Source organism: Gilliamella sp. wkB292 (genome assembly GCF_001690235.1).
GTDB lineage: Bacteria > Pseudomonadota > Gammaproteobacteria > Enterobacterales > Orbaceae > Gilliamella > Gilliamella apicola_F.
Window position 1 is genome coordinate 1 of the sequence record NZ_LZGO01000019.1, and the last position, 23,522, is coordinate 23,522.

At 35.3% G+C, this 23,522-nt stretch carries 15 protein-coding genes; 5 read left to right on the forward strand and 10 right to left on the reverse strand.

The window, feature by feature from the left end; all coding sequences use genetic code 11:
- Positions 1–402 precede the first annotated feature (402 nt).
- A complete protein-coding gene (locus A9G09_RS01265) occupies positions 403–1,299 on the forward strand; it encodes a DMT family transporter (RefSeq protein WP_065633111.1) in 897 nt (298 codons plus the stop codon).
- 50 nt (positions 1,300–1,349) lie between these two features.
- Here the strand turns inward: A9G09_RS01265 and A9G09_RS01270 are convergent, their stop codons facing one another.
- Entirely contained in the window at positions 1,350–2,621 is a 1,272-nt protein-coding gene (locus A9G09_RS01270) for a virulence factor family protein (protein ID WP_065633112.1), read from the reverse strand.
- Between the two features lies 1 nt (position 2,622).
- Positions 2,623–5,271: a bifunctional lysylphosphatidylglycerol flippase/synthetase MprF gene (gene mprF / locus A9G09_RS01275; RefSeq protein WP_065633113.1), complete on the reverse strand. Its 2,649-nt coding sequence runs from the start codon at positions 5,269–5,271 to the stop codon at positions 2,623–2,625.
- A gap of 311 nt (positions 5,272–5,582) precedes the next feature.
- Between mprF and A9G09_RS01280 the strand changes: the two genes are divergently transcribed.
- The 4 genes from A9G09_RS01280 (at position 5,583) to A9G09_RS01295 (ending at position 10,128) form a co-directional block, all read left to right on the forward strand.
- On the forward strand, positions 5,583–7,085 hold the full coding sequence (locus tag A9G09_RS01280) for a hypothetical protein (protein ID WP_141671493.1): 1,503 nt from the start codon (positions 5,583–5,585) through the stop codon (positions 7,083–7,085).
- Positions 7,086–7,146: 61 nt separating this feature from the next.
- Complete coding sequence (locus tag A9G09_RS01285) at positions 7,147–8,544, forward strand: hypothetical protein (protein ID WP_141671494.1); 1,398 nt, start codon at positions 7,147–7,149, stop codon at positions 8,542–8,544.
- Positions 8,545–8,565: 21 nt separating this feature from the next.
- The gene (locus A9G09_RS01290; protein ID WP_218056778.1) at positions 8,566–9,240 is read left to right on the forward strand and encodes an HD domain-containing protein; all 675 of its coding nucleotides are present in this window, start codon (positions 8,566–8,568) and stop codon (positions 9,238–9,240) included.
- Positions 9,241–9,285: 45 nt separating this feature from the next.
- Positions 9,286–10,128, forward strand: a complete 843-nt coding sequence (locus A9G09_RS01295; RefSeq protein WP_065633116.1) for an aldo/keto reductase — start codon at positions 9,286–9,288, stop codon at positions 10,126–10,128.
- 41 nt (positions 10,129–10,169) lie between these two features.
- Here the strand turns inward: A9G09_RS01295 and A9G09_RS01300 are convergent, their stop codons facing one another.
- From A9G09_RS01300 to A9G09_RS01335, 8 genes are all read right to left on the reverse strand, one after another.
- Positions 10,170–11,093, reverse strand: coding sequence for an AEC family transporter (locus A9G09_RS01300; protein ID WP_065633117.1), 924 nt, complete (start codon positions 11,091–11,093; stop codon positions 10,170–10,172).
- A gap of 24 nt (positions 11,094–11,117) precedes the next feature.
- Positions 11,118–13,772, reverse strand: a complete 2,655-nt coding sequence (gene glnD / locus A9G09_RS01305; RefSeq protein ID WP_065633118.1) for a bifunctional uridylyltransferase/uridylyl-removing protein GlnD — start codon at positions 13,770–13,772, stop codon at positions 11,118–11,120.
- 167 nt (positions 13,773–13,939) lie between these two features.
- Positions 13,940–14,638 (reverse strand): hypothetical protein, encoded by a 699-nt coding sequence (locus tag A9G09_RS01310; protein ID WP_065633119.1) that lies wholly within the window; start codon positions 14,636–14,638, stop codon positions 13,940–13,942.
- A 195-nt stretch (positions 14,639–14,833) separates the two neighbouring features.
- Positions 14,834–15,964: a class Ia ribonucleoside-diphosphate reductase subunit beta gene (gene nrdB, locus A9G09_RS01315; protein ID WP_065633143.1), complete on the reverse strand. Its 1,131-nt coding sequence runs from the start codon at positions 15,962–15,964 to the stop codon at positions 14,834–14,836.
- Between the two features lie 144 nt (positions 15,965–16,108).
- Positions 16,109–18,394 (reverse strand): class 1a ribonucleoside-diphosphate reductase subunit alpha, encoded by a 2,286-nt coding sequence (gene nrdA, locus A9G09_RS01320; protein ID WP_065633120.1) that lies wholly within the window; start codon positions 18,392–18,394, stop codon positions 16,109–16,111.
- Between the two features lie 291 nt (positions 18,395–18,685).
- Complete coding sequence (locus tag A9G09_RS01325; RefSeq protein WP_141671495.1) at positions 18,686–20,107, reverse strand: hypothetical protein; 1,422 nt, start codon at positions 20,105–20,107, stop codon at positions 18,686–18,688.
- A 361-nt stretch (positions 20,108–20,468) separates the two neighbouring features.
- Positions 20,469–21,851, reverse strand: coding sequence for a hypothetical protein (locus A9G09_RS01330; RefSeq protein WP_141671496.1), 1,383 nt, complete (start codon positions 21,849–21,851; stop codon positions 20,469–20,471).
- 223 nt (positions 21,852–22,074) lie between these two features.
- A complete protein-coding gene (locus tag A9G09_RS01335; protein ID WP_065633123.1) occupies positions 22,075–23,415 on the reverse strand; it encodes a replication-associated recombination protein A in 1,341 nt (446 codons plus the stop codon).
- Positions 23,416–23,522: the final 107 nt, after the last annotated feature.

The window sequence follows — 23,522 nt, forward strand, 5'->3', positions numbered from 1 at the left end:
AATAATATTTATTATAAATCAGTATGATATGAATTTATTTCATAAAAAACTAAAATTATTTGAAATTAAATTGAACTTTTTGTTGTTTAGCTTGTCTATATCTACAGATTACATTTTTTCATTTTTTGCCCTCCACTCGAGTTTTCGGGTGGATTTTTTTTATCTGTTGTTTTTATCACACGATCTTTTCAAATTTTAGCTTCTCATTTATTGTTACTATTAAATTACAGTAAAAATTGCGCTTCACTAGGTAGGAAGATAATATTCTCTATGGATATTGAAATGGTATTGTTTTTTCTGTTACCAAGTCCTGCCCGCTAATACTTAATTATAAAGTGACCAAACTTAAGATAATCATGTACACTTTGATAGCTTTTTATTGATATAAGTAGAGAGATTTTTATGTTCGTTACCAAAAAAACACAAGGACACTTAATTGCCTTGATGACAATCTTTATTTGGGGAAGTACGTTTATTGCAACAAAAGTATTATTGGTCAATTTTAAACCCATTGAAATTTTGTTTTATCGATTTTGTCTTGGCTATGTCATGCTTTGGGTTTTAGCACCGCGTTTATTAGTTTGGCAGGGTATTAAGCGAGAATTAATGTTTTTATGCGCTGGATTTTGTGGTGTAACATGTTACTTTCTATGTGAAAACATAGCGTTAACTTATACCAATGCCTCGAATGTTGGGGTTATCACTACCTTAGCTCCCGTATTTACTGCTTTGTTATCAATATTCTTTTTAAAAACAGAAAGACCGCCTCGACGTTTTTATATTGGTTGTTTGTTTGCTATTTTGGGGGTTGGATTGATTAGCTTTAATGGTAAATATGTGCTTTCTCTTAATCCTTTAGGTGATATTCTTGCTGTTGCAGCTTGTTTATTTTGGGCTTGCTATTCTATATTAACCAAAAAAAGCAGTAATTTGGGTTACAATACCATTTTATTGACTAGGCGTTTTTTCTTTTATGGTTTACTCCTGATGTTACCGGCTTTATCTATTTTTGATTTTAAGTTCGGGTTAGAAAGGTTTAGCCAAATGACTAATTTACTCAATATACTATTTTTAGGTGTTGGTGCATCAGCGATTTGTTTTGTATCTTGGAATTATGCAGTGAAATTAGTTGGCGCTGTTAAAATTAGTATTTATCTGTATCTATTGCCGATTTTGACCATTCTTGCTGCGGTTATTATTTTACATGAACCGTTTACTTTTATTGCTGCATTTGGCACCTTAGTGACACTTATTGGTGTGTTATTGTCTGAAGGTAGAATAAAAATTAAAAAGCGATGATTTAACTCTAGGGGTTATATTTAAAGGGGCCTTTACCCCTTTATTGTTAATTATTGTACTCGCTTATCAATAGCGTCCATAATGATTTGACCAAGATGTTCATAATTCTCATCAAAATGGTGACCACCAGGCAATTGGAATGCTTCGCCTTTCATTTCTGGTTGTAGGCAACCGGTATCCTCTTTTTCTTCCTCTCCATAGATGCAAAATAGTTTATTGGCTGGAATCCGCGCAACTTCTGGTGCGGTTTTCATTTCGTCACCTGATTGCCCGAGCCAACCACTTACTTCAATTTCAAAATTAGCATCTTTTGAAAAAGCTATCATAATTAGCGCTTGGACACTTTTTTGATCTTGCGGTGATAGTCGGTTATAGAGTGCAGGTAAGATATCCCCACCAAAAGAGTAGCCAGCTAAAACGAATTGAGTTGTTCCCCATTTGTCTCGGTACTGTTGCATTAAATAGCTCAAATCTTTAGCGCTACGTTCAACTGAACGATGCTGCCAGAAAAGTTTTAATGCATCAACGCCAACTACCGCATATCCATGCAAAGCCATATATTCTGCCGAAATTTTATCAAGATCACGCCAACCACCATCACCAGAATAATAAAGTGTAATGGTTTTAGGGTGGATCTCTTTACTTCTGGCAGGTAATTCTATAACAGGTAGTTGTTCATGCTCACCAAATAAAATAGATGATAAGTGTAAACTCAGTAGTTCGGTTGGCGTAGCTTGGTATTCACCAATTGATGTTGTGACATGGATATTTTTTTGTTCCCGGGGGAAAACAGCAACATCATCATCCGGTGGATTATTCCAAATGACTTGCCAACTACCATGGCTGGCTTGCGTCGGTAATGGTGCATCACAATCTTTGTGATCTAAGGTAAATTCAATTGATAATGCTTTGGCGTCATCACTTTGTTGTTCTGTTAGCCATCTATAAGCAAAGGCTGCACCTTCTTCCATGCCTGCGACAGCAAAATTCTTCTCTTTGAGAATTTTTTTTGCTTGTTTAAAACGTGCTTGCTGCTCACTACAACTGGCAGAGGGTTTTAATTCAAACTGGACAAGTTTGGCGCCCATTTTTTCTGACAAGTCTAATAATTGTTGTTCAGTAAAATGATTTTTAGGCGTGGCAACAATAATTGCGGCTGCTTCAGCCGAGCGTTTTGGTGCTGCTGATAGGATGGAATATTCATTATTGATTGTTACGGTCTTAACTGATGCACTTTCTTGGTTTTTTATAAAATACCAGCCAAGTATAATCAGTATTAATAGCGTAATAAATAATAAAGCATAGCGTATAAATTTTTTCATATTAACTATTTTTATTCTTTTTTAAACCTGAGATACCACCAGAAATAAGCATAGTCGTATCGATCAAAGCAACTAATGGATCGAGCCCAGCAGGAACAGCCATATAACGTGGCTCCCAATGCGTTGCAAACTTTTCTTTAAAGCGACGTAAACCTTGAAAGTTATAAAAACGTCCACCTCGTCTAAATACTAGTGCACCTAGCCTTTGAATTAATGGGGCACCGCGTCGCCTTTGCATACCAGCCAATGGTACCATGCCTAGGCTAAAGTACTTAAACCCTCTTTCTTGATAATGCAAAATTAAGCCTACCATTAAAAATTCCATCGTTAATTTGGGAATATCTTGTATTACCCGCATTAAATCGATACTGGCCGAATAATGTTGATCGGTCTCAAGTAAATTAACAAAAGCAATGATGCGGCCTTGGTATTCAATTACTGCTATCGTAAAATTATCCAAATATTCTTTAGAAAAAGACCCTAATGAAAATCTTTTTTCCTTTGAGTGCTTATTTTTAAGCCAAGCATCTGAAACCGCTTTTAGTTCATCAAGTGGCGCAGTTCCAGGTGGGTAAAATTTTAGGGATAGTCCATCACGTTGCCCTCGATTCCAAGTATAGCGAAGATCTTTATAACCTTTTGATGTTAAATCAAATATTTTTAAATTGACTAATGCTTCTTCACCAAGTTTTACTGTACGTAAACCAATATCCATATAAAAAGGTAAATTAGCTGCTCTGACTTGATAAAAAACTGGGCGAAGATGGTGTTCATCACACAGATCACGAAATGACCAAATTAAGTCAGCTCTATCAGCAATATCACCAATCGGATCAAATAACGCAACCATGCTTCGACCACGTCTTGCATACATAATAAAGGCGGTTTGTTCTTGGTTGAACAGCAGTGATTTATCGCCACTCATCGCTAAGCCGCCTTCAGGCTGTTTTGAATTTAAAACGATCTGATAAGCTTTATTGAGTTGTTCTGTTTCTGGTTTAGCTAATATTGGTAACGCTGGTCTAAATAACCAGATTAACATAATCGAACTTAACAAAATAAAACTGCCTAATGCTGCACGTAATGCTCGTGGTACTCGGCTATCTAATTCAAACTGCCACCATAGATCTTGGCTATAGGGGACATCTTGGTAAATAAATAAAATAAGCCAAACAAAAAGCGCAATCAGACAAAAACAAATGGCAAAAGATTTGAAAGAAAAGGGGATAACACTAAGTCGACTTTTTCGATAAAAAGCATGCCTAAAATTAATGAGTAATATTGCAATAACTAATAAAGTTATGGCTTCTATCCAGTGTAGACCTCTTAACACCGAGCAGAGGCTACCAATCAAGAGTAAAATAACGGTAATTCCCCACGCTGAATAAAGACGTCGGCGTAAACCCATTGCGAGTAATAAACATAAAACGCCAATCAAACTCGCACTTAGATGAGCTATATTGATAATTTTATTCGGAATAAATTCATCAACAAAACGATGATTAAAACCAGGAATGATGCTAGAAAACATCATCACTACACCGGCAAAAAATACCGCAGCAGCCATGATAGAGGCCGCAATTCCCGTTTCAGTTTGCTTGACTTGTGATGAAGTTAAATAATGCTTTCCTTCATTGATTAACAGCAAAATACCGGCAGGGATAAGCGGGATTAAAATATAAATAATACGATAAATGACTAATGCTACAGTTAAAGATGCTGCACCAATTTGAGATGAAAATGCGGCGAGCATAATTGCTTCAAATACGCCTACTCCCCCAGGAACATGACTTAATACACCAGCAACTAATGCCAGAATGTAAATCATAATAAAGGTAATAAAATTTGGATGCGAAGGTAGTAGAAAGTAAAGAATCGCCCCTGCTAAGACAGCATCAAAGAAGGTAATAATAAATTGGCTTGAAGCCAAACGTAAGTTAGGTAAACGAATAGACCATCTTGCGATTTTAAATAAGCGAGTATCTTTATTAGGCTTTTCCGATAAACGATTGCAGTATAAGAAAATAAATAATCCAATATAAAAACAAAATAGCATGCTTGCTATTAGTATCACGCCATTTTCGGATAAGTGTAAAGCAACCATAGCATTATGTGGATGAATTAACGCTGCCGCCGCTGCCAGTAATGGTAGAGTAAAGCCTAAAGAGAGTGTAACAAAAATTGACATTCTTGCCACATCAATCGTTGTTAGTCCATATTTGAAGTATAAACGACAACGAACTGCGCCCCCTGACAACGCCGATAAACCTATTGCATTACCGATAGCTGAAGCACAAATTCCACCTAAAACAATAATGGAAGGCTTTAGCTTTACGCCTGCATAACGCGCGGCTGACCATTCATAGCAAATTAACATTAAATAGCTACCAATAGCCGATAAACAAGCAAATAAAATAGCTTGCGGTGAAAGGTTGTGAACGGCTAATTTTAAGTCATCAAGATTAATTTCTTTTAATAGATGCCAGCAAACAATCAAAGCAATAAAAAAGATGGATAATCCAAATAATAAAGCTAGGAATTGGCGATAGCGAGTGAAGTATTCTATCAATTGCCAAGGCAAAACTTTACGCGCTGATATTTTCACGTGAGCAACTCCGATATTTGCTTTATAAATTTTTGATTTGCGCATTCTACCTTTCAAGTTTGTTGAAAACAATCATCCCAAAATAAAAAAAATATAAAAAAAACATTAATTATTACTGAGCAACTATTTTAATTGATTATTTTTATTTAGTTGATATTAGTTTTTAATAAAAATATTTATGGGTTAATAAATATTACTTTTGGGATAATATGTATTGATTTATAGTTATTTTACTTTTAACCTTAGTTGCACTTTATATAAAGTAATTTAAGCGTTATCACTGATAGTTTATTCGTAAAAAAGCATAAAGTTGTTGTTTGGTTGTTATCAATAATTATTTAATAAGTTGTTTTATTATGAAAACAGAGATAGGTAATCTAAATAGACTTCGAGCGCCAAGTAGGCAACGTTTTACTAAAAAAAAATATTGTGGTTTGTTCATTCCTATTATTTTTTATTTATTGCGAACAATAAGGACTCTATTTTATTTAATTCGACTATCCATAGTGCTGTTTTTTTGGGGTTTATTCAGTTTTAATGTTTTTAGTGCATTACCCGTAGTTCAAGCTGTTAAGACTGTAAATACCATACAAGGTTCGGCTCCCTATCTTACTTTTGATGGTGGTAAAAGCCGTGCTTATACCACTTATGATTTATTCGTCATTACTTTACCTGACGGCAGAGAATTTAATTACTCAAATAACGTTTCCTCCACCACTAATCCGATTCAATTAACCGGTGCACCAACCAAAGTTAAAGATATTAAAACGATCATCCCTTACAATCAAACAGCAGATAGCTCAGATCAAAACAAGGATATCACTGCTCAACAAAGCATGACCGATGTGCTCAACTCTGGTCCTTATTGGTTTGATGTCGATGGTGATGGTGAAATAACGGCGACCGGTCATTTTCAATTGATTGTAAAAAATGCCAATAACCAAGTGCTTAGTTTGGATGATGAATTAAACGATTGTGAAGCGCCTTATAGCTTTAGGCTAATGCATGATGGGAGTGATGTCACCACTAAATATGGCGATCCTAACCATTTTTCATTGAACTACACTGATATGATTTACTACCTGAATCCGGCACCGGGTGCTTGCTCTTTATCGGCAAAACCCAATTTATTCCTCAGCGATACCCATAAAACTTGGTCAGGTTCGAATTATTCAGGACCGCAAGGCATGTGGGATGATGCCAAAGGATTCAGACAACAATCTTTTGATAATCCAGAATTGAACTTTCCAACTATGGCCGCTAATGGGCTATTGTTTACCATGGATTTAGCTGATTCAGCCAGTAATATGAGCTTTACTAAAATACCTGCCGATTCCGGCATTGACTTAGAGATTACCAGCAAAGGTAATCAAGCAAAAATCACTTTAACCGGTCCTGCTGACGGCGCCAGTTTGCAAGATGCAAGTAAAGCAGCAGTTGCCACCACCTTTATTCTTTATGCCGATAAGGCGAAAACCCAAAAGCTATATAGTTTTACCATTAAAAAATGGTTTATTGCTAAAAAAACTCGTCCGGAAAATTTTGATGAAGCAGCAAAACAGTATTGTCGTGATTTAGGTTATCAATTACCGACAGTATCACAATTGACCAATGCCAATTCAAAAGATTCTTCGAGTTATTGGGATGGTGGTTTGGCCGGGCAAGGCAATAATTATCAACGCCGTATTGGTGGTGGATTGTTTGCTGAGTGGGGCGAAATTCATCTAAATTCTTATCCGCAAGCTGACATTTACCCAAATGAAATTTACTTGACTAGCAATGATTTGCAAGTTTATTCAAATATGGGACAAATTCAAAAAAGGGGATATGGTAGTCTGGTTTGTATCAGTCCTAATTAACGTATTGCGACAATTAGTGATGAAACCATATGTATTGTTTAAAATAACTCGGTTGATTGAAATGTGTGACTTAGCAGCGATAAAATCAAGTTTAGCTTTATTGATATCAAAAATGATAATAGCTTGTCTTGGCATTGTTTGTTACAGTGTGAATGCGGGTTTACCTTATGTTGAAGCGGTCGAAACAACAAATACCATACAAGGTTCGGCTCCTTATATCTCTTTCGATGGCGGTAAAACGCGCTCATTTTATACCGATAATCTTTTATTAATCACTTTACCTGATGGACGAAAATTTACAAAAGCGACCAACACTTCATCAAAGCAAGTACCCATACAATTAAATGGGGAATCGATCAGAGCCAACGATTTTAAAACCTTAATTCCTGAAAACCAAGCATCCGTTTCTTTAACTGAGGTGTTTGCGACTAACGGTTTTTGGTTTGATGAAGATGGTGATGGTGATATCACAGCAACAGGGGATCTTATATTATCAATTCAAGATGCTAACGGTACTCCTATCGCATTGGATAAAGAGTTAAGTGATTGTTATGCGCCTTATAGTTTTACCTTAAATCATATGAATGGCACATTATCTACTAAATATGGTCAGCCAAATACGGTTGCATTTGACGCAAATAGTACCACTTACTATTTTTCTCCGCCTAATGGTGCCTGTACTTATTCAGCGGAGCCAAATTTATCAGTCAATGACAGCAAAGGCAACAGTTGGGGCGGAACGGACTATTCAGGACCAGAAAATCAATGGGATGATGCTAAAGGTTTTAAACGGCAATCTTTAACGCATCCAGAATTAAATTTTCCAACTATGGGTGAGAATGGTTTATTTTTTTATCTGAATTTACTTGATAGTTCACCATCGGATATGAGCTTTGATAAAATACCCACTGATTCAGCAATTAATTTAACCATCACGGGTAATGGTTCTAAAGCCAAAATTCAATTAACTGGGCCGACAAGTAGCGCTGATGCAGCACAAGCAGCCAAAGCTGCTATTGCTACGACATTCATCTTATATAAAGATAAAGCTAAAACCAATAAAATTTATGCTTTTACTATACAAAAATGGTTTATTGTTCAGGCTGAAAATACCAGTATGCTTTTTGAACAAGCAAAACAATATTGTGATAATTTGGGTTATCAAATACCGACTTTACCTCAATTAACAAATGCAAATTATAATTCAATTTGGACTGGTGGATTACCTGGGTTAGGTCGTCACTATCAACGCCGGATCGATGGAGGACTGTTTTCTCAATGGGGCGAGACAAACAACTATTATTATCCTGAAAGCCATTTTATTTCCGGCGCTGTTTATTGGAGCGCAAATAGCTTCCAAGAGGGTGGTAAAACTTATTATTTGCAAGTTCACTCTAACATAGGGATGATTGATTATTGGACAGATAAAGCTAAAGTTGCTTGTATTAGTCCTAATTAAGCAAAATAAAAAAAGGTTTAAATGATGAAAGATTCACCGCTAACTAAACATCAACAACGTGCTATGCAAGCCGTAAAAATTTTTGTAGAACAAAAGCTTGCCCATGATTTTTCAGGTCATGATATGGCACATATTGAACGCGTAGTTAAATTGGCACAAAAAATCTTACTCAATGAACCCAATGCTAATTATTTTATTGTTGTTTTAAGTGCTTATTTACATGATGTAATTGATGAAAAAGTAGTGTCTAATGTGGAATTAGCGGTTGATGAATTACGTTGTTTCCTAACGTTACAGGACCTTACGGAAATCGAAATTACTGCTATTTTTTCTATTATCGAAAATATGTCTTACCGGAAAAACCTGAGTGATAAAAAGCCATTATCCCTTGAAGGTAAGATTGTACAAGATGCCGATCGACTTGATGCCATTGGCGCAATAGGAATAGGGCGTACATTCTATTATGGTGGTAATAAACATAACATCATGCATGATCCTACCATTTTGCCAAGAATACCGATGACTGAAGAGAGTTATAAACAACCGAATACAGTAATTAATCATTTCTATGAGAAACTTTTTTTACTTAAAGGTATGATGAATACGCAAACTGCTAAAAACATTGCTGAACAGCGACATGATTTTTTAGTTCAGTTTGTTAATCAGTTTGAAAAAGAGTGGAGGGGTGATGACTAACTGTACCGCTGTTTAATGTGTTAAATAGTATGGGAGAGGTTTGTGATGACGATAACTAGCGATAATAAAATTACTCTAAGTAATAATGTAGTAATGCCACAACTTGGTCTTGGTACTTTTAAATTAACTGAATTTGATCAAATATCTCAAGCAATTAATACGGCTATTAAAGTTGGCTATCGTTCTTTTGATACCGCGCAACTTTACCAAAACGAAAAACAAATCGGTCAGGCGATTAAACAATGTGGTATCGATCGTAGTGAATTATTTATTACTTCAAAAGTGAGCAATGCCAATCAAGGTTACAAAAAAACGTTAGCAAGTTTTGAACAATCGCTAAAGGATTTACAACTTGATTATCTTGATCTGTTTTTAGTGCATTGGCCGCTTCATCATACTTTTTTTGAAACTTGGCGAGCAATTGAAAAGCTTTATGAGGAAAAACGTGTTCGAGCCATTGGAGTGTGTAATTTTCATATCTCACATTTAGAGTTACTGGCTAGTCAAGCAAATATTCAGCCGATGATTAATCAAATAGAAATTCATCCCTACTTAACACAAATAGACTTAGTGCGCTACTTACGTAAGCAAAATATTGCAATTGAAGCATGGTCGCCACTTGCTCATAATAAAATACTCAATGAACCGGTATTAGTTGCAATAGGCGATCGTTATAATAAGTCTTTATCACAAGTTGCCTTACGTTGGCACCTACAAAATGGTTATATTGTGATCCCAAAGTCAGCGCATCCGGATCGGATTGCTGAAAATATTAATATTTTTGATTTTGAACTTACCTCTGACGAAATAAGAAAAATTAATTGCTTAAATCAAAAATTACGCACGGGACCTAATCCTGATGATGTGTATAACAATAATGGCTTTTAACTTATCCAGATATGCGCTTTTTAAAAGTAAAAAACTATCTGTTAAAAAGGTACGGGCGCGCCTACCAGCCATAATACAGTCGGTAATGTGATTAAACTTAATAATGTACTGACTAGGGTTGCACTCGAAACTAACTCAGGATGCGTATCAAATTGTACTGACATTAAAGTGGTATTAGCGGCACTGGGCATTGCGGCTAACACAATGAGTACCTGTTTATAAACCGGTGAAATAGGCATAAAGTAGACCAAACAACAAGCGACAAGTGGTGAGATAACCATACGGGTTAATAGCGAAAATGAAAGTTTAGGGTAATCGAGTTGTTTAATCCGAATTTTAGCTAATTGCATACCTAAAATTATCATAATAATCACAATTGATGAATCACCAATCATGCCAATGGATGTCATAATGGATTTTGACAAAGGAATGTGGCACAACTGGAAAATAATCCCCAAAAAAGCACCATAAGCAACAGGCATGCGAATGACTTTATTGATGACATCTTTTTGACTGACAATATCGCTACGAGCACTGCCTTTTGCTGCATAGTAGATACCAACGGTACTCATCACAAATTGTTGCAATACCATCATAATAACGCCAAGATCGAAGCCTACTGTGCCAAAAAAAACCAGTAATACCGGTGTACCATAATTACCATTATTCATAAAGCAAGAACTCAGAATCATGGCGCAACGTTCTTTGACTGAATAACGCATGATCAACGACCAAATTGAGACAACACTAACTAATAAGAAACAAAGACCAAAAATATAGACAATATAAAATAGATAGTCTGTGGTTAAGGTGTGAGTATAAAACGTTTTGAATGATAAAAAAGGAGAAAGCACATAAAGCGACATTTTAGATAAATTTGCTACATCAAATTTTAGTGCTTTTTGTGCAATAAATCCAACGACAAATATACAGAAGATTGGAAATAAAATAATAAAAAATTGCATAAACGGTATCTTCAAATTGGTTAATTAATTCATCGAATCAATAGTATTTACTATCGAATCTCGTAATATATTACAAGTATTATCATCAAGTGCATTGTTGTGTTTATCTTTTAAAATAAATAAATCTTCAATATGTTCACCGATAGTTGCGATTTTAGCACTACTTAATGATAACTCTAGTTTTGCAAATACTTCACCAACACAGGCAAGTAACCCCGGCCTATCTAATGCAATTAGCTCCATATAAGTCTGGCTTTCATTAAAGGCAGATAAAAAATTGACTTGAGTGGGCACTGAAAATGAACGCAATCGTTGCTTAGGCGGTTTTATTGTTACGCCTTTGTAAACCGGCTGCTGCAAAGCTTTTTCAAGTGATTTTATAATACTGTAATGCCTGTCTGGTTGTAATGTTTGCCCATTTGGTTCTAATACAATAAATGTATCAAGGGCAAAACCTTTCTTATTGGTAATAATTAATGCATCATGAATGCTCAGGTTATGATTATTTAAAATATTGCAAACAGTGGCAAATAGGTAAGGTCGATCTGGTGAGTAAATAACTATCTCGCTGCCACCATGGTACGGATCAGGGTTGATCGCTACAAATGTTTGAGTTAAATCATGCTGCAATAGCATTTGCGCATGCCAAACAATCTGTTCAGTAGTATAGCGCAGAAAATAGTCAACACGGTAATCTTGCCACAAATTTTTGATTTTTTGTTCATCGTAATGTTGTTTGAGCAAGGTTTCGAATGCTTCATGTTTATGTTGGCGAGCAATACTTCGTTGTTCAGGGATATGATGAGCTCCTGAATCGAATGATCGTTTTGCGGTTAAATACAGTTCACGCATTAAACTTTGCTTCCAACTGTTCCAAAGTGTTTCGTTAGTTGCGCACACATCGGCAACGGTTAAACATAATAAATATTGTAAACGGCGCTCACTTTTAACAATTTGAATAAATTCATTAATAACCGCAGGATCTTGTAAATCACGACTTTGGGCCGTGACTGACATAAGTAAATGATAGCGAACTAGCCACACAATTAAGTCGGTATCTTTTGGCTCAAGTTTATGTAGTTGGCAAAACTTTTCAACCAGTTTTGCCCCTATTTCAGAATGATCACCATGGTGACCTTTACCGATATCATGGAATAATCCAGTAATAACTAATAATTCAGGTTTTGATAGTTTGGCAAAAACGTTTGAACTGTTCGGGTGTTTTTCTTTACTGGCTTGAGTTTTAAAACTATCAAGTTCAAGTAGCAAGCGGATAGTATGTTCATCAACTGTATAGGCATGGAATAGATCAAATTGCATCATACCTGCAATGTGCTTCCAACCAGGAATATAGACAGTCAAAATACCATATTGATGCATCAGTAATATAGCCTTTTTAATTGCATCTGGGTGTTTGATAATTTTTAAAAATAATGATCTTGCCTTTTCATCTTCACATAGCAAGGTTGTTAATTGTCGCCGCGCTGAACGTAATTGCCTAATTGTATTTGAGTATAGCCCTGTGATTTGAGGATTTAGTAAGATGGTATAAAAAAGCTGTATAATCATGACAGGATCTTGTTTGAACAGATTATTGTCTTTTACATCAATCAAGTCATCTCTTGCCTGAAAATATTCATCAATACTATAGGTTTTACTTTGAGCATTAAGTTCAAGTATCGATTCATCAAACAGTTGTAATAACATTTGATTAAGTTCGGTAATATTATGTGCAACACGATAATAATCATGCATCATTTTTTCAACAGGCGTATTACCTTGACCTTGGTATCCGAGCAGATTAGCAATACTGAGCTGGCGATCAAACAGCAAGCGATTGTCATAACGGTTAATCACGCTATGCAGGGCAAAACGCATACGCCAAAGGAACTTGCGACAGGTTTTAAACTCTTCAATATCTTCAGGCGTTAAATAATTAAAATCAGCTATTTTTTTTAAAAACTCACCACCAAAATGACGAACAGCAATCCATTGAATAATTTGCATGTCGCGCAAACCGCCTGGGCTATTTTTTAAATCCGGTTCTAGATTATAGCTGGTACTATGATATTGCCGATGTCGTTCTTGTTGTTCTTTAACTTTAGCCTGATAGAAAGCTGCTGAAGGCCAAATTTTATGACTAAAAATCTGTTTTTGCAGCTCTTTTAATAATGAAGCGTTACCACATATTAATCTCGATTCAATTAAATTGGTCATAATGGTGATATCGTTTTTAGCTTCTTGCAGACACGTTTTTAATGTTCTAACACTATGACCAATATCTAAATGTAAATCCCATAGCAAGCGAACTAAATCACCAATTCGTTTTTCAAGATCTTTTGACAGTGCACTATCACTTAATATTAAAATATCGATATCTGATAGAGGATGAAGTTCTGCACGACCATATCCACCTACGGCAATTAAGGCTAGGCGGTTTTGCTTAAACAGTGAAGACACTTGTTCTGGAATTTGGTAGTACTGCCAGAGTCTTTTGAGCAAATCATCAATAAATTGACTCCGTAAATGCACCAATATATCAATATCGACATTTTGTTTAAATTGGCTAACAGACCAGTTCTGAAATTCTTCAAGTTGCTGTTTTATATAGTGAGTATTTATTTGCTCATCGTTAAAATTAAGCGGTGAGATTGGATAATAAAGATTTGCTTGAGTCATAGCGATTATATCAAATCAAAACAATTTAATGCTAATATCCTTACCCGATTTTAGGTAACTGTCAAGCAACGGTTTATTGATATAATTATTGACATAGTTAATGTATAAAAAAGGAACAAGCGTTTGTTCCTTTGGTGAATGAAAATGCGGGTTGGCGCGTTTGATGATTATTTTGTTTGTGTATTAAAGTTACTAAGCATTTTATACTTTATGTACTGGTTAGTCGCTTCTAATACTTCAATAACCGCACCTTTATAACGTATAATTTTGGAACTAGACAAGTCATATTCGGCATTATTCGCAAAAGCAGGTCTTGCCATGTTATTGCTAAACTCGCGATATCCTATATTAATTTTATTTCCAATTTTTCCTGTATAAATTAATATTTGTTGGAATTGGTTTTCACCTGTTATGCTAACTTTCTTGAATTTATATTGTTTATCATAATTACAAAAGTCAGTGCCAGTGGGGAAAGACAAACAAACTTCATTTTTATTATTATCTTTTCTAACGCGAATTCCAATAACTGGCAATGAGTTGGTATAACTTTTGACTATTGATTTTCCATCGATACTTTTTGAGTCGAAAAATAGGTAGGTTTTATCTTCACCTAATTTTGGATAGTCACCAGCATCAATAATGAAAGATTGTATAGTTCGAGTAATATCTGTTTTAGAACTAAAAGAAATAGTATCGACTAATTTTATATTTCCCTGGCGAATCATATCATCACCAATATAGGTTGTTGTAACTGTATTGAGTTCTGGAAAACTGATTTGAGATGTTTCAGGTACATAGTTATATTTAATATCACTTACACATCCAAATAATGTAAAAGACATTGCAGCTATAATTATTTTTTTCATTAGATTTCCTTTTCCTTTTTTAGTTCTTTCATATAGTAAGCAAATTTAATAATAGATCAATATAGCAATCAATTTTTATAAAAAAACAGATTAGTTATTTATTTTTTCAAGTTACTGTTGATTTTGAGATATATAACAAAAAAGGAACAAGCGTTTGTTCCTTTGGTGAATGGAAATGCGGGTTGGCGCATTTGATTATAATGAGAAATCACTTAAATCATCTTCATTAATTTCTGAGTCAATTTGTCCCACTAGGTAAGAACTCATTTCCGCTTCTTGTGGGGCAACTTGGACATTGTCAGACACTAGCCAGTTATTAATCCAAGGAATTGGATTGGATTTAACTTCGTACGGTAATTTTAGACCAACAGCTTGCATACGAATATTGGTAATATATTCAACATATTGGCATAAAATGTCTTTATTTAATCCAATCATTGATCCACCTTCAAATAGGTATTCGGCCCACTCTTTTTCTTGATTGGCCGCTTGCAAGAATAAATCATAACAATCTTGTTCGCACTCTTTGGCAATTTCTGCCATTTCGGGGTCGTCTTCGCCGCTACGTAATGTATTTATCATGAATTGAGTACCGGTTAAGTGAAGGGCCTCATCACGTGCAATAAGTTTGATTATTTTTGCATTACCTTCCATCAATTCGCGTTCAGCAAAGGCAAATGAACACGCGAAGCTGACATAAAAACGAATGGCTTCAAGCGCATTAACGCTCATTAAGCATAAGTAGAGCCGTCTTTTGAGTTCGCGCAGATCAATAGTGATGGTTCGACCGTTAACGTTATGCTTGCCTTCACCCAATAAATTATAGTAGCTGGCATAGCTGATAAGGTCATCGTAATAACCAGCAATATCGCCTGCTCGTTTTTGAATTTCTTTATTGGTGACAATATCATCAAATACGACAGAGGGATCGTTAACAATATTACGAATAATGTGTGTGTATGAACGTGAATGTATCGTTTCAGAAAATGACCATGTTTCAACCCAAGTTTCGAGTTCAGGAATAGAAATAAGTGGCAGTAAAGCAACGTTAGGGCTACGTCCTTGAATTGAATCGAGTAGAGTTTGATATTTCAAGTTACTGATAAAAATATGCTTTTCGTGTTCAGGTAACGCTGCATAATCGATACGATCTTGTGAAATATCGACTTCCTCTGGACGCCAGAAGAAAGAGAGTTGTTTTTCGATCAGTTTTTCAAACATTTCATATTTTTGCTGATCATAACGGGCAACATTAACAGGTTGGCCGAGAAACATTGGCTCTTTAAGTTGGTCATTATGTACATGCGAAAAGGTACTGTAATTCATACTCATAAAAGAACTCCTAACGGTTTTTTGTTGCTTTTACCGCGACCTTTCGCGACAGCAAAAGACGAGGAAGAATTTTTAGAGAAAGGTTTGACTTTCTCTAAAACTATTTTTCTATATTACTGCGTAATGATTGAATATTGTTTAAATTTTGCAAGCTCCGCCTTCACATCCATCATCACTTGCTGTTAGCGCTATATCACCTTGAATATCTTCGGCACCATCACGTGTATTATGATAATAGAGTGTTTTTACCCCAAATTTATAGGCTGTTAATAAATCTGCTAATAGCTGTTTCATTGGTACTTTGTCATTAGGGAATTTTGTCGGATCGTAATTAGTATTAGCTGAAATAGATTGATCAATAAATTTCTGCATAATACCAACTAAGTGTAAATAACCGGTATTATTAGGTATTTGCCAAAGTAATTCGTAGAAGTTTTTTAAGTCGTTATAGTCCGGTACTACTTGCTTTAAAATGCCATCCTTTGACGCTTTAACACTAATATAGCCGCGAGGAGGTTCAATACCATTGGTGGCATTAGAAATTTGTGACGAAGTTTCAGAGGGCATTAATGCTGATAATGTGGAGTTGCGTAATCCATAAGTTTTAATTGATTCACGCAGTGATTCCCAATCATAATGTAAGGGTTCTTTAGTAATACTATCCAAATCTTTTTTATAGGTATCGATTGGCAAAATCCCTTGAGAATAGGTTGTTTCATTAAATAACGGACATGCACCTTTTTCTTTCGCTAAATTATTTGATGCCTTAAGCAGATAGTATTGCATGGCTTCGAAAGTTCGATGAGTTAAGTTATTGGCGCTACCGTCGGAATATTTAACACCGTGTTTAGCTAAATAATAAGCATAATTGATGACACCAATACCTAATGTACGACGATTGATTGATGAATTTCGAGCGGCAGGTACAGGGTAATCTTGATAATCAAGCAGAGAATCAAGAGCACGTACGGTAAGATCAGCTAACTCTTCAAAGTCATCAAGTGATTCTATTTTACCTAAATTAAATGCAGATAAAGTGCAAAGCGCAATTTCACCATTTTCATCATTAATATTATAAAGTGGTTTTGTTGGCAAAGCGATTTCCATACATAAATTGGATTGATGCACTGGAGCTTGTTCAGGATTGAATGGGCTATGAGTATTACAATGATCGACATTTTGAATATAAATACGGCCAGTAGATGCGCGTTCTTGCATCAAAAGTGAAAATAACTCGACAGCTTTTACTATACGTTTGCGAATATTCACATCTTGTTCATATTGTTGATAAAGAGATTCAAATTTATCTTGATCAGCAAAAAAAGCATCGTAGAGTCCAGGTACATCAGATGGGCTAAAGAGTGTTATATTTTCATTTTTGATAAGGCGTTGATACATTAATTTATTAATTTGTACGCCATAATCTAAATGACGAACGCGATTTTCTTCAACCCCTCGGTTGTTACGTAAAACAAGTAAACTTTCAACTTCTAGATGCCAAATTGGATAAAATACTGTAGCTGCACCGCCTCGTACGCCACCTTGGGAACAAGATTTAACTGCTGTTTGAAAATATTTATAAAATGGAATACAACCCGTATGGAATGCTTCACCACCGCGAATTGAACTGCCTAATGCACGAATACGACCCGCATTGACGCCAATCCCTGCTCGCTGAGAAACATATTTAACAATGGCACTTGCTGTTGCATTAATTGAATCTAAACTGTCATCACATTCAATTAAAACACAAGAACTAAATTGTCGTGTAGGGGTACGAACACCAGCCATAATTGGCGTTGGCAGTGAAATCTTGAACGTTGATACTGCATCGTAAAAGCGTTTAATATAATTTAGACGTGTATCTTTAGGGTAATTGGCAAAAAGACAAGCGGCAACTAATATATATAAAAATTGAGCGCTTTCATATATTTCACCTGTTACACGATTTTGTACTAAGTATTTACCTTCGAGTTGTTTTACCGCTGCATAAGAAAAATTCATATCACGCCAATGATCGATAATCTTATCCATTGCTTCGAACTCTTCTTGCGTATAATCTTCAAGTAAGTGTTTATCGTAACGTTTAGTGTCGACTAACTTTTTGACATGTTCATAAAGTGGCGGCGGCGTAAACTGATTATAGGCTTTCTTACGTAAGTGGAAAATGGCTAATCGAGCAGCTAAATATTGATAGTCAGGGGTTTCTTGCGAAATAAGATCAGCAGCAGCCCTTATAATTGTTTCGTGAATATCGGAAGTACGAATGCCGTCATAGAATTGAATATGTGATCGCAATTCAACTTGTGATACTGAAACATTGTCTAATCCTTCGGCTGCCCAAGTGATGACTTTGTGAATTTTATCTAGATTTATGGGTTCTTGTTTACCATTTCGCTTTGTTACGAGTATTGATTTATTCATTTTTTTATCCAGTTTTATCCCGTATTTCAGTGAGGGTTATGATAATTGATATTTGTCAAAATATACAATATATAGTACCTATTAATCATTTTATTACTATATGTAGTGTATTTATTAAGCGATAATTAAAATTTTTTAGTTAAAATCAACTATAATGATGCAAAAAAGGAGAGGCGTATTTATAAAACTATATTAGCGAAAAAGGGAGGTAAGCGCATAAAAACATGCAATTATCGGAATGATAAGATCTACCTATGAATAAGTAGATCTATTTAAAGGTTAAGTATAATTCTACCATTCTTGACCTGGAGGTATAGAAACACATACACCATTTTTATCTTCATTTTCGTTTGCACGGCAATGATATTTAGCATTATAAGTGTGCATATCACAAAATGTACCAGGTTGATGTGTATGAGCATCAATTGCCTCTGGATCCCATACATACCAGCGACTAAAAATATTAGATTGATTTTTAGCCGGTCCATATGAACCAGGATATTTATCTTGACTAGGATCGCCCCATTCACCAAATAAAGAACCAATTTCACGAGTATAGTCAGAGGAACCGGCTCTATTACCATAAGGCGCATTACTTAATTCTTTGGGTTCAGTTATGCGATAGTTACCTGGCTTATTTCTACATTCGGCGGCTACCGCTTCGGCAGTGTCTCTGACGCCGATTACATTGCCTTTACTATCTTGAGCTTGTTTCCAAGCTTCATACCATTTTTTTATTTTGAATCCATATCGTATGGATTTATGAGTGTTTTTATTTTTTCCCTCTATAATAATTGTAAATCCATCAGACCCCAACGCTTCGACATATTGCCAAGCTTGTTTTGAATCTCTAGCTATTGGTGTATTTAAATAGACAGTAACTATATCATTATTATTGGTAATTGTTGCAAGTTCACTCCCTTGTTTTACAGACCAATCATAGTTATTAGCAAGTCCATTTTGAGCCAAAAGTAAGTCAAACTTAGCACCATAAAAACCCGTAGTTGGAAAGTTTTTGTCTAAATCTACATTTGATTGAATTAAAAAACCAAAATTTTTATTCCATTGATTTTTAGCACTATTAGCGGCTGTAGATGGGGTTAGTTCGGGTTTTGCGTAACAAAATCCAGTATCTTCTAAAACAGTATACATTTTCGATGGTTGCGTAATAAATGTATCATTAGGATATTCATTATCATCGGGTATACCAAACTTTGAGAAAAGAAGTAAGTCTGCTGTCAGTTTTACTTTATAAGGGCTGTACATTCCTTTTTGTGATAAGGAACAAAAAGTATCTGTTGCTGTAGGTATAAATTCAACTAATTGATTTTTAGCATTGGTATAATACCAAGTCATATTGATTTTATCTTTAGCACTTAAAAAATCGAGTTGATCCCCATCGTTATCATAATATTGGTTTTCGTTAGGTTGTTTTATTGGTGCTATTTTAAATTTATCTTTGAATGGATAACTTGTTTGCAGGGGAATAGTATCGACTTCGCTACCGTAGTAATTGAGATCATCTACATTTAAACCAAAAAGATCAAGATCATCGATATTATTTTCTATTTCGGTAGACAACGATGGACGCATGCCATGAATGATTTGCACTGTTTGTGACGTTAAATAAGCATAACCTATTGGTGAAAATTGTAATAACAGTAATAATTTACAAATTACTTTTGCTAGTGTTTTAACATTTAATTGATTCACTTTAATATCCCTTTCCATCACTAATTATCTTTACTTAAAATTAATTCATTGTTTTTTATAATTTTATTTTTGTAATTTTATTGATAATGCTAATAAATTTTTATCATGTTCAATAAATCAGCTGGGATAATTATAGTTCAAATAATAGGTTTAGTCGATCAATAAGATCGTAATGATCGTTAATTCCTTAGATTGACGCATTATTATTCAATAATGAGTTAAAAAATAGTTATATAATTAATAAGTTAGTGTAATTAAGAAAAAAGCCTCACAGTTAAAAATATGTTATTAAGAGGGGGGGATTGTTATAAAAAGTTATTTGTTTAGTGATAAAAAGGAAGGAAGTTATTTGATACCAGTATTAATTGGTATCACTTTCAGGAACAGCTGTACATACCCCAGCTTTTCTATCGGTTTCAGCGGAACAGTGATATATGGCATTGTAGGTATGTAAGTCACAATAAGCCTTTTTATTAGGGTCGTACAACCAAATTCTTTTGTATAAAGTTGATTGCGTTGTAGCTGGAGCCCAAGAGTTAGGGTAAGCGGTTTGTGATGGATCGCCCCATTCACCAAGTAATGTACCAATTTCTCGAGTGAACACCACTCTAGTACCAACTACTTTAGATGTGGCATTACTGACTTCATCAGGGTAGCTGATCCGATAATGTCCATCTAAAGTTTTACAACCTTTGGCTATATTTGGTGCGGTGTCAATGGTTGCTTTAGGCATACCAATATTGGTTTTATTATAACCTGAAAACCATTTAGTTAAAGTAAACACATAGTTAAGATTATAGTTTGTCGTTTTATTGTGACCTTGGACAATAACTTTATAACCCGTACCAGATCCGATAACGTACTGCCAAGCTTTACCTGTATCTTTAGCATCATCAGTATCAAATGCGACAGTAATTTTATTTAAACTTGGGTTTAATTTTAAGGTTGTCAGCTCACTGCCTTGTACAATTTTCCAATCATAATTACTGGCAAGTTCTTGTTGATTGAGTAACAAATCAAATTGTGCGCCATAAAAACCCGTTGTGGGAAAGTTTTTGTCAGATTCGCTAACGGACTGAGTCAAAAAGCCATTTTTTTTATCCCATTGATTGGCAGCACTAGCGGTTGCCGCTGTAGGTAATAATACGGGTTTAGCATAACACACGCCGGCTTCTTTCAATATTGAATAAGTTTTACCAGGATGAGCAGAAATAAGTTCGTTAGGATATTCGTTAGCATCGGGATCACCAAACTTTGAAAATAGAAGTAAATCAGCCGCTAATTTAACTTTATAGGGACCCACGATTTTACTTTGCGCTAATGAACAAAAAGTATCGGTCGTTTTTGGGGTGAATTGCACTAATTTATTTTGCGCATTGGTATAGTACCAACTCATTGCAATATCATTAGCCGTACTTAAAAAATCAAGCTGATCACCATCTAGATCAATATATTGGTTGCTATCAGGTTGTTTAATATTTGCAACTTTAAATTTATTGATAAATGGGTAACTTAGGACAAGGGGTATTTTATCGACTTCTTCATCGCCATAATAATCTAATCCCTCAAAATTTAATCCAAATAGTGGTAAATCATCGATATGTTTTTCGATGTCTGAGGATAAAGATGGATGGTTGCCATGAACGGTTTTAACTGTTTGTGCGATTAAAAATGCATACGATAGTGGAGAAAACGGTAATAAAAGAACTAAAAAGAAAATTACGTTGAACTGGTGTTTATTCATTAAACTGATCACTGCTATATTCCTTATATTACTTTTATTATATCTATTGTTGTAAAAATATATTGGTAAATCGAAAATAACGAGCGGCGCGGATTATATCTAACGCAATAAAAGTTGTCTATTAATAAATTGTAATTAATAAATAATACCTTTTTTATCGGACCAATTTTAGGATGCAAGGTAAGAATAGCTTGACTAAAAAAGCGAAACTCGATTAAGAAGATTAATTTTTTGGCGTCTTATAACGTTGATTTGGACTAGCTTGATTTTGTGCTTCTAACCAGGCAAGTTTCTCAGCATAATTTTTTTCAGCACCACGTTGTGTTGGATGGTAATATTTGTTGTCGGCCATTTCTGGTGGAAAGTAATTTTCGCCAGCTGCAAAGGCATTTGGTTCATCATGTGCATAACGATATTGTGCACCATAACCTAAATTTTTCATTAAACTGGTTGGCGCATTGCGTAGATGTTCAGGGACGTCATAATCGGGTTTTGATGTTGCATCTTTCATGGCTTGGTTAAATGCAAGATAAACAGCATTACTTTTTGGCGCACAAGCAAGGTAAACAATAGCTTGTGCAATTGCGCGTTCTCCTTCTGCTGGGCCAACGCGTGTAAAACAATCCCAAGCGGCAAGTGCTACTTGCATGGCTCTCGGATCGGCATTACCGACATCTTCCGAGGCAATAGCTAATAATCGTCGAGCAACATAAAGTGGATCACCACCAGCGGTAATAATTCTTGCATACCAATAAAGCGCAGCATCGGGTGATGAGCCTCGAATCGATTTATGCACGGCCGAAATAAGATCATAATAACGATCACCTTGATTATCAAATCTGGCACTTCTTTCACCTATCACTTCTTTAAGTAATTCTGGTGTTAGTGCCTGGCCATCAGACATATCGACTAATAATTCAAGTGTATTAAGTGCACGCCTAGCATCGCCACCTACAAATTCGGCAATCTGTTTTTTCGTTTCATCCGGTAAAATAATATTTCGATTGCCATATCCGCGCTCCGGATCGTCCATGGCTTGTTGTAAAATCAGCTCTATATCATTATTGGTCAAGGATTTTAGCAAATAAACTCTTGCTCTTGATAGTAATGCAGAATTTAATTCAAATGAGGGATTTTCTGTGGTTGCACCAATAAAAGTTACGGTGCCATTTTCCACATAAGGTAAAAAAGCATCTTGCTGGCTTTTATTAAAACGATGCACTTCATCGACAAATAAAATTGTACGAATCCCAGCTTGCTGATTAATTTTGGCGCGCTCAATCGCTTCTCGGATATCTTTAATGCCTGACGTTACAGCGGATATTCTTTCAACTTTGGCATTGGCATGATGAGCGATAATTTCGGCTAATGTTGTTTTGCCTGTACCGGGTGGGCCCCACAAAATCATGGAGTGTAAATTACCTGCTTTGATAGCTTTAGGTAATGGTTTATCTTCGCCAAGTAACTGAGATTGCCCGATATACTCCGATAAATCCCTAGGACGCATCCTAGCCGCTAACGGTTTAAATTCATCAGTACTAAACTCAAAAGATAGGCTAGGCATAGTAAATATCTATCCAAATTTATAAAATTGGAGCTATTATATACTGCTTATTGGTTAAGTTAAAAATAAAAGAAAATATCTTTCTTAGCTAATTGAAAAACGTTAAT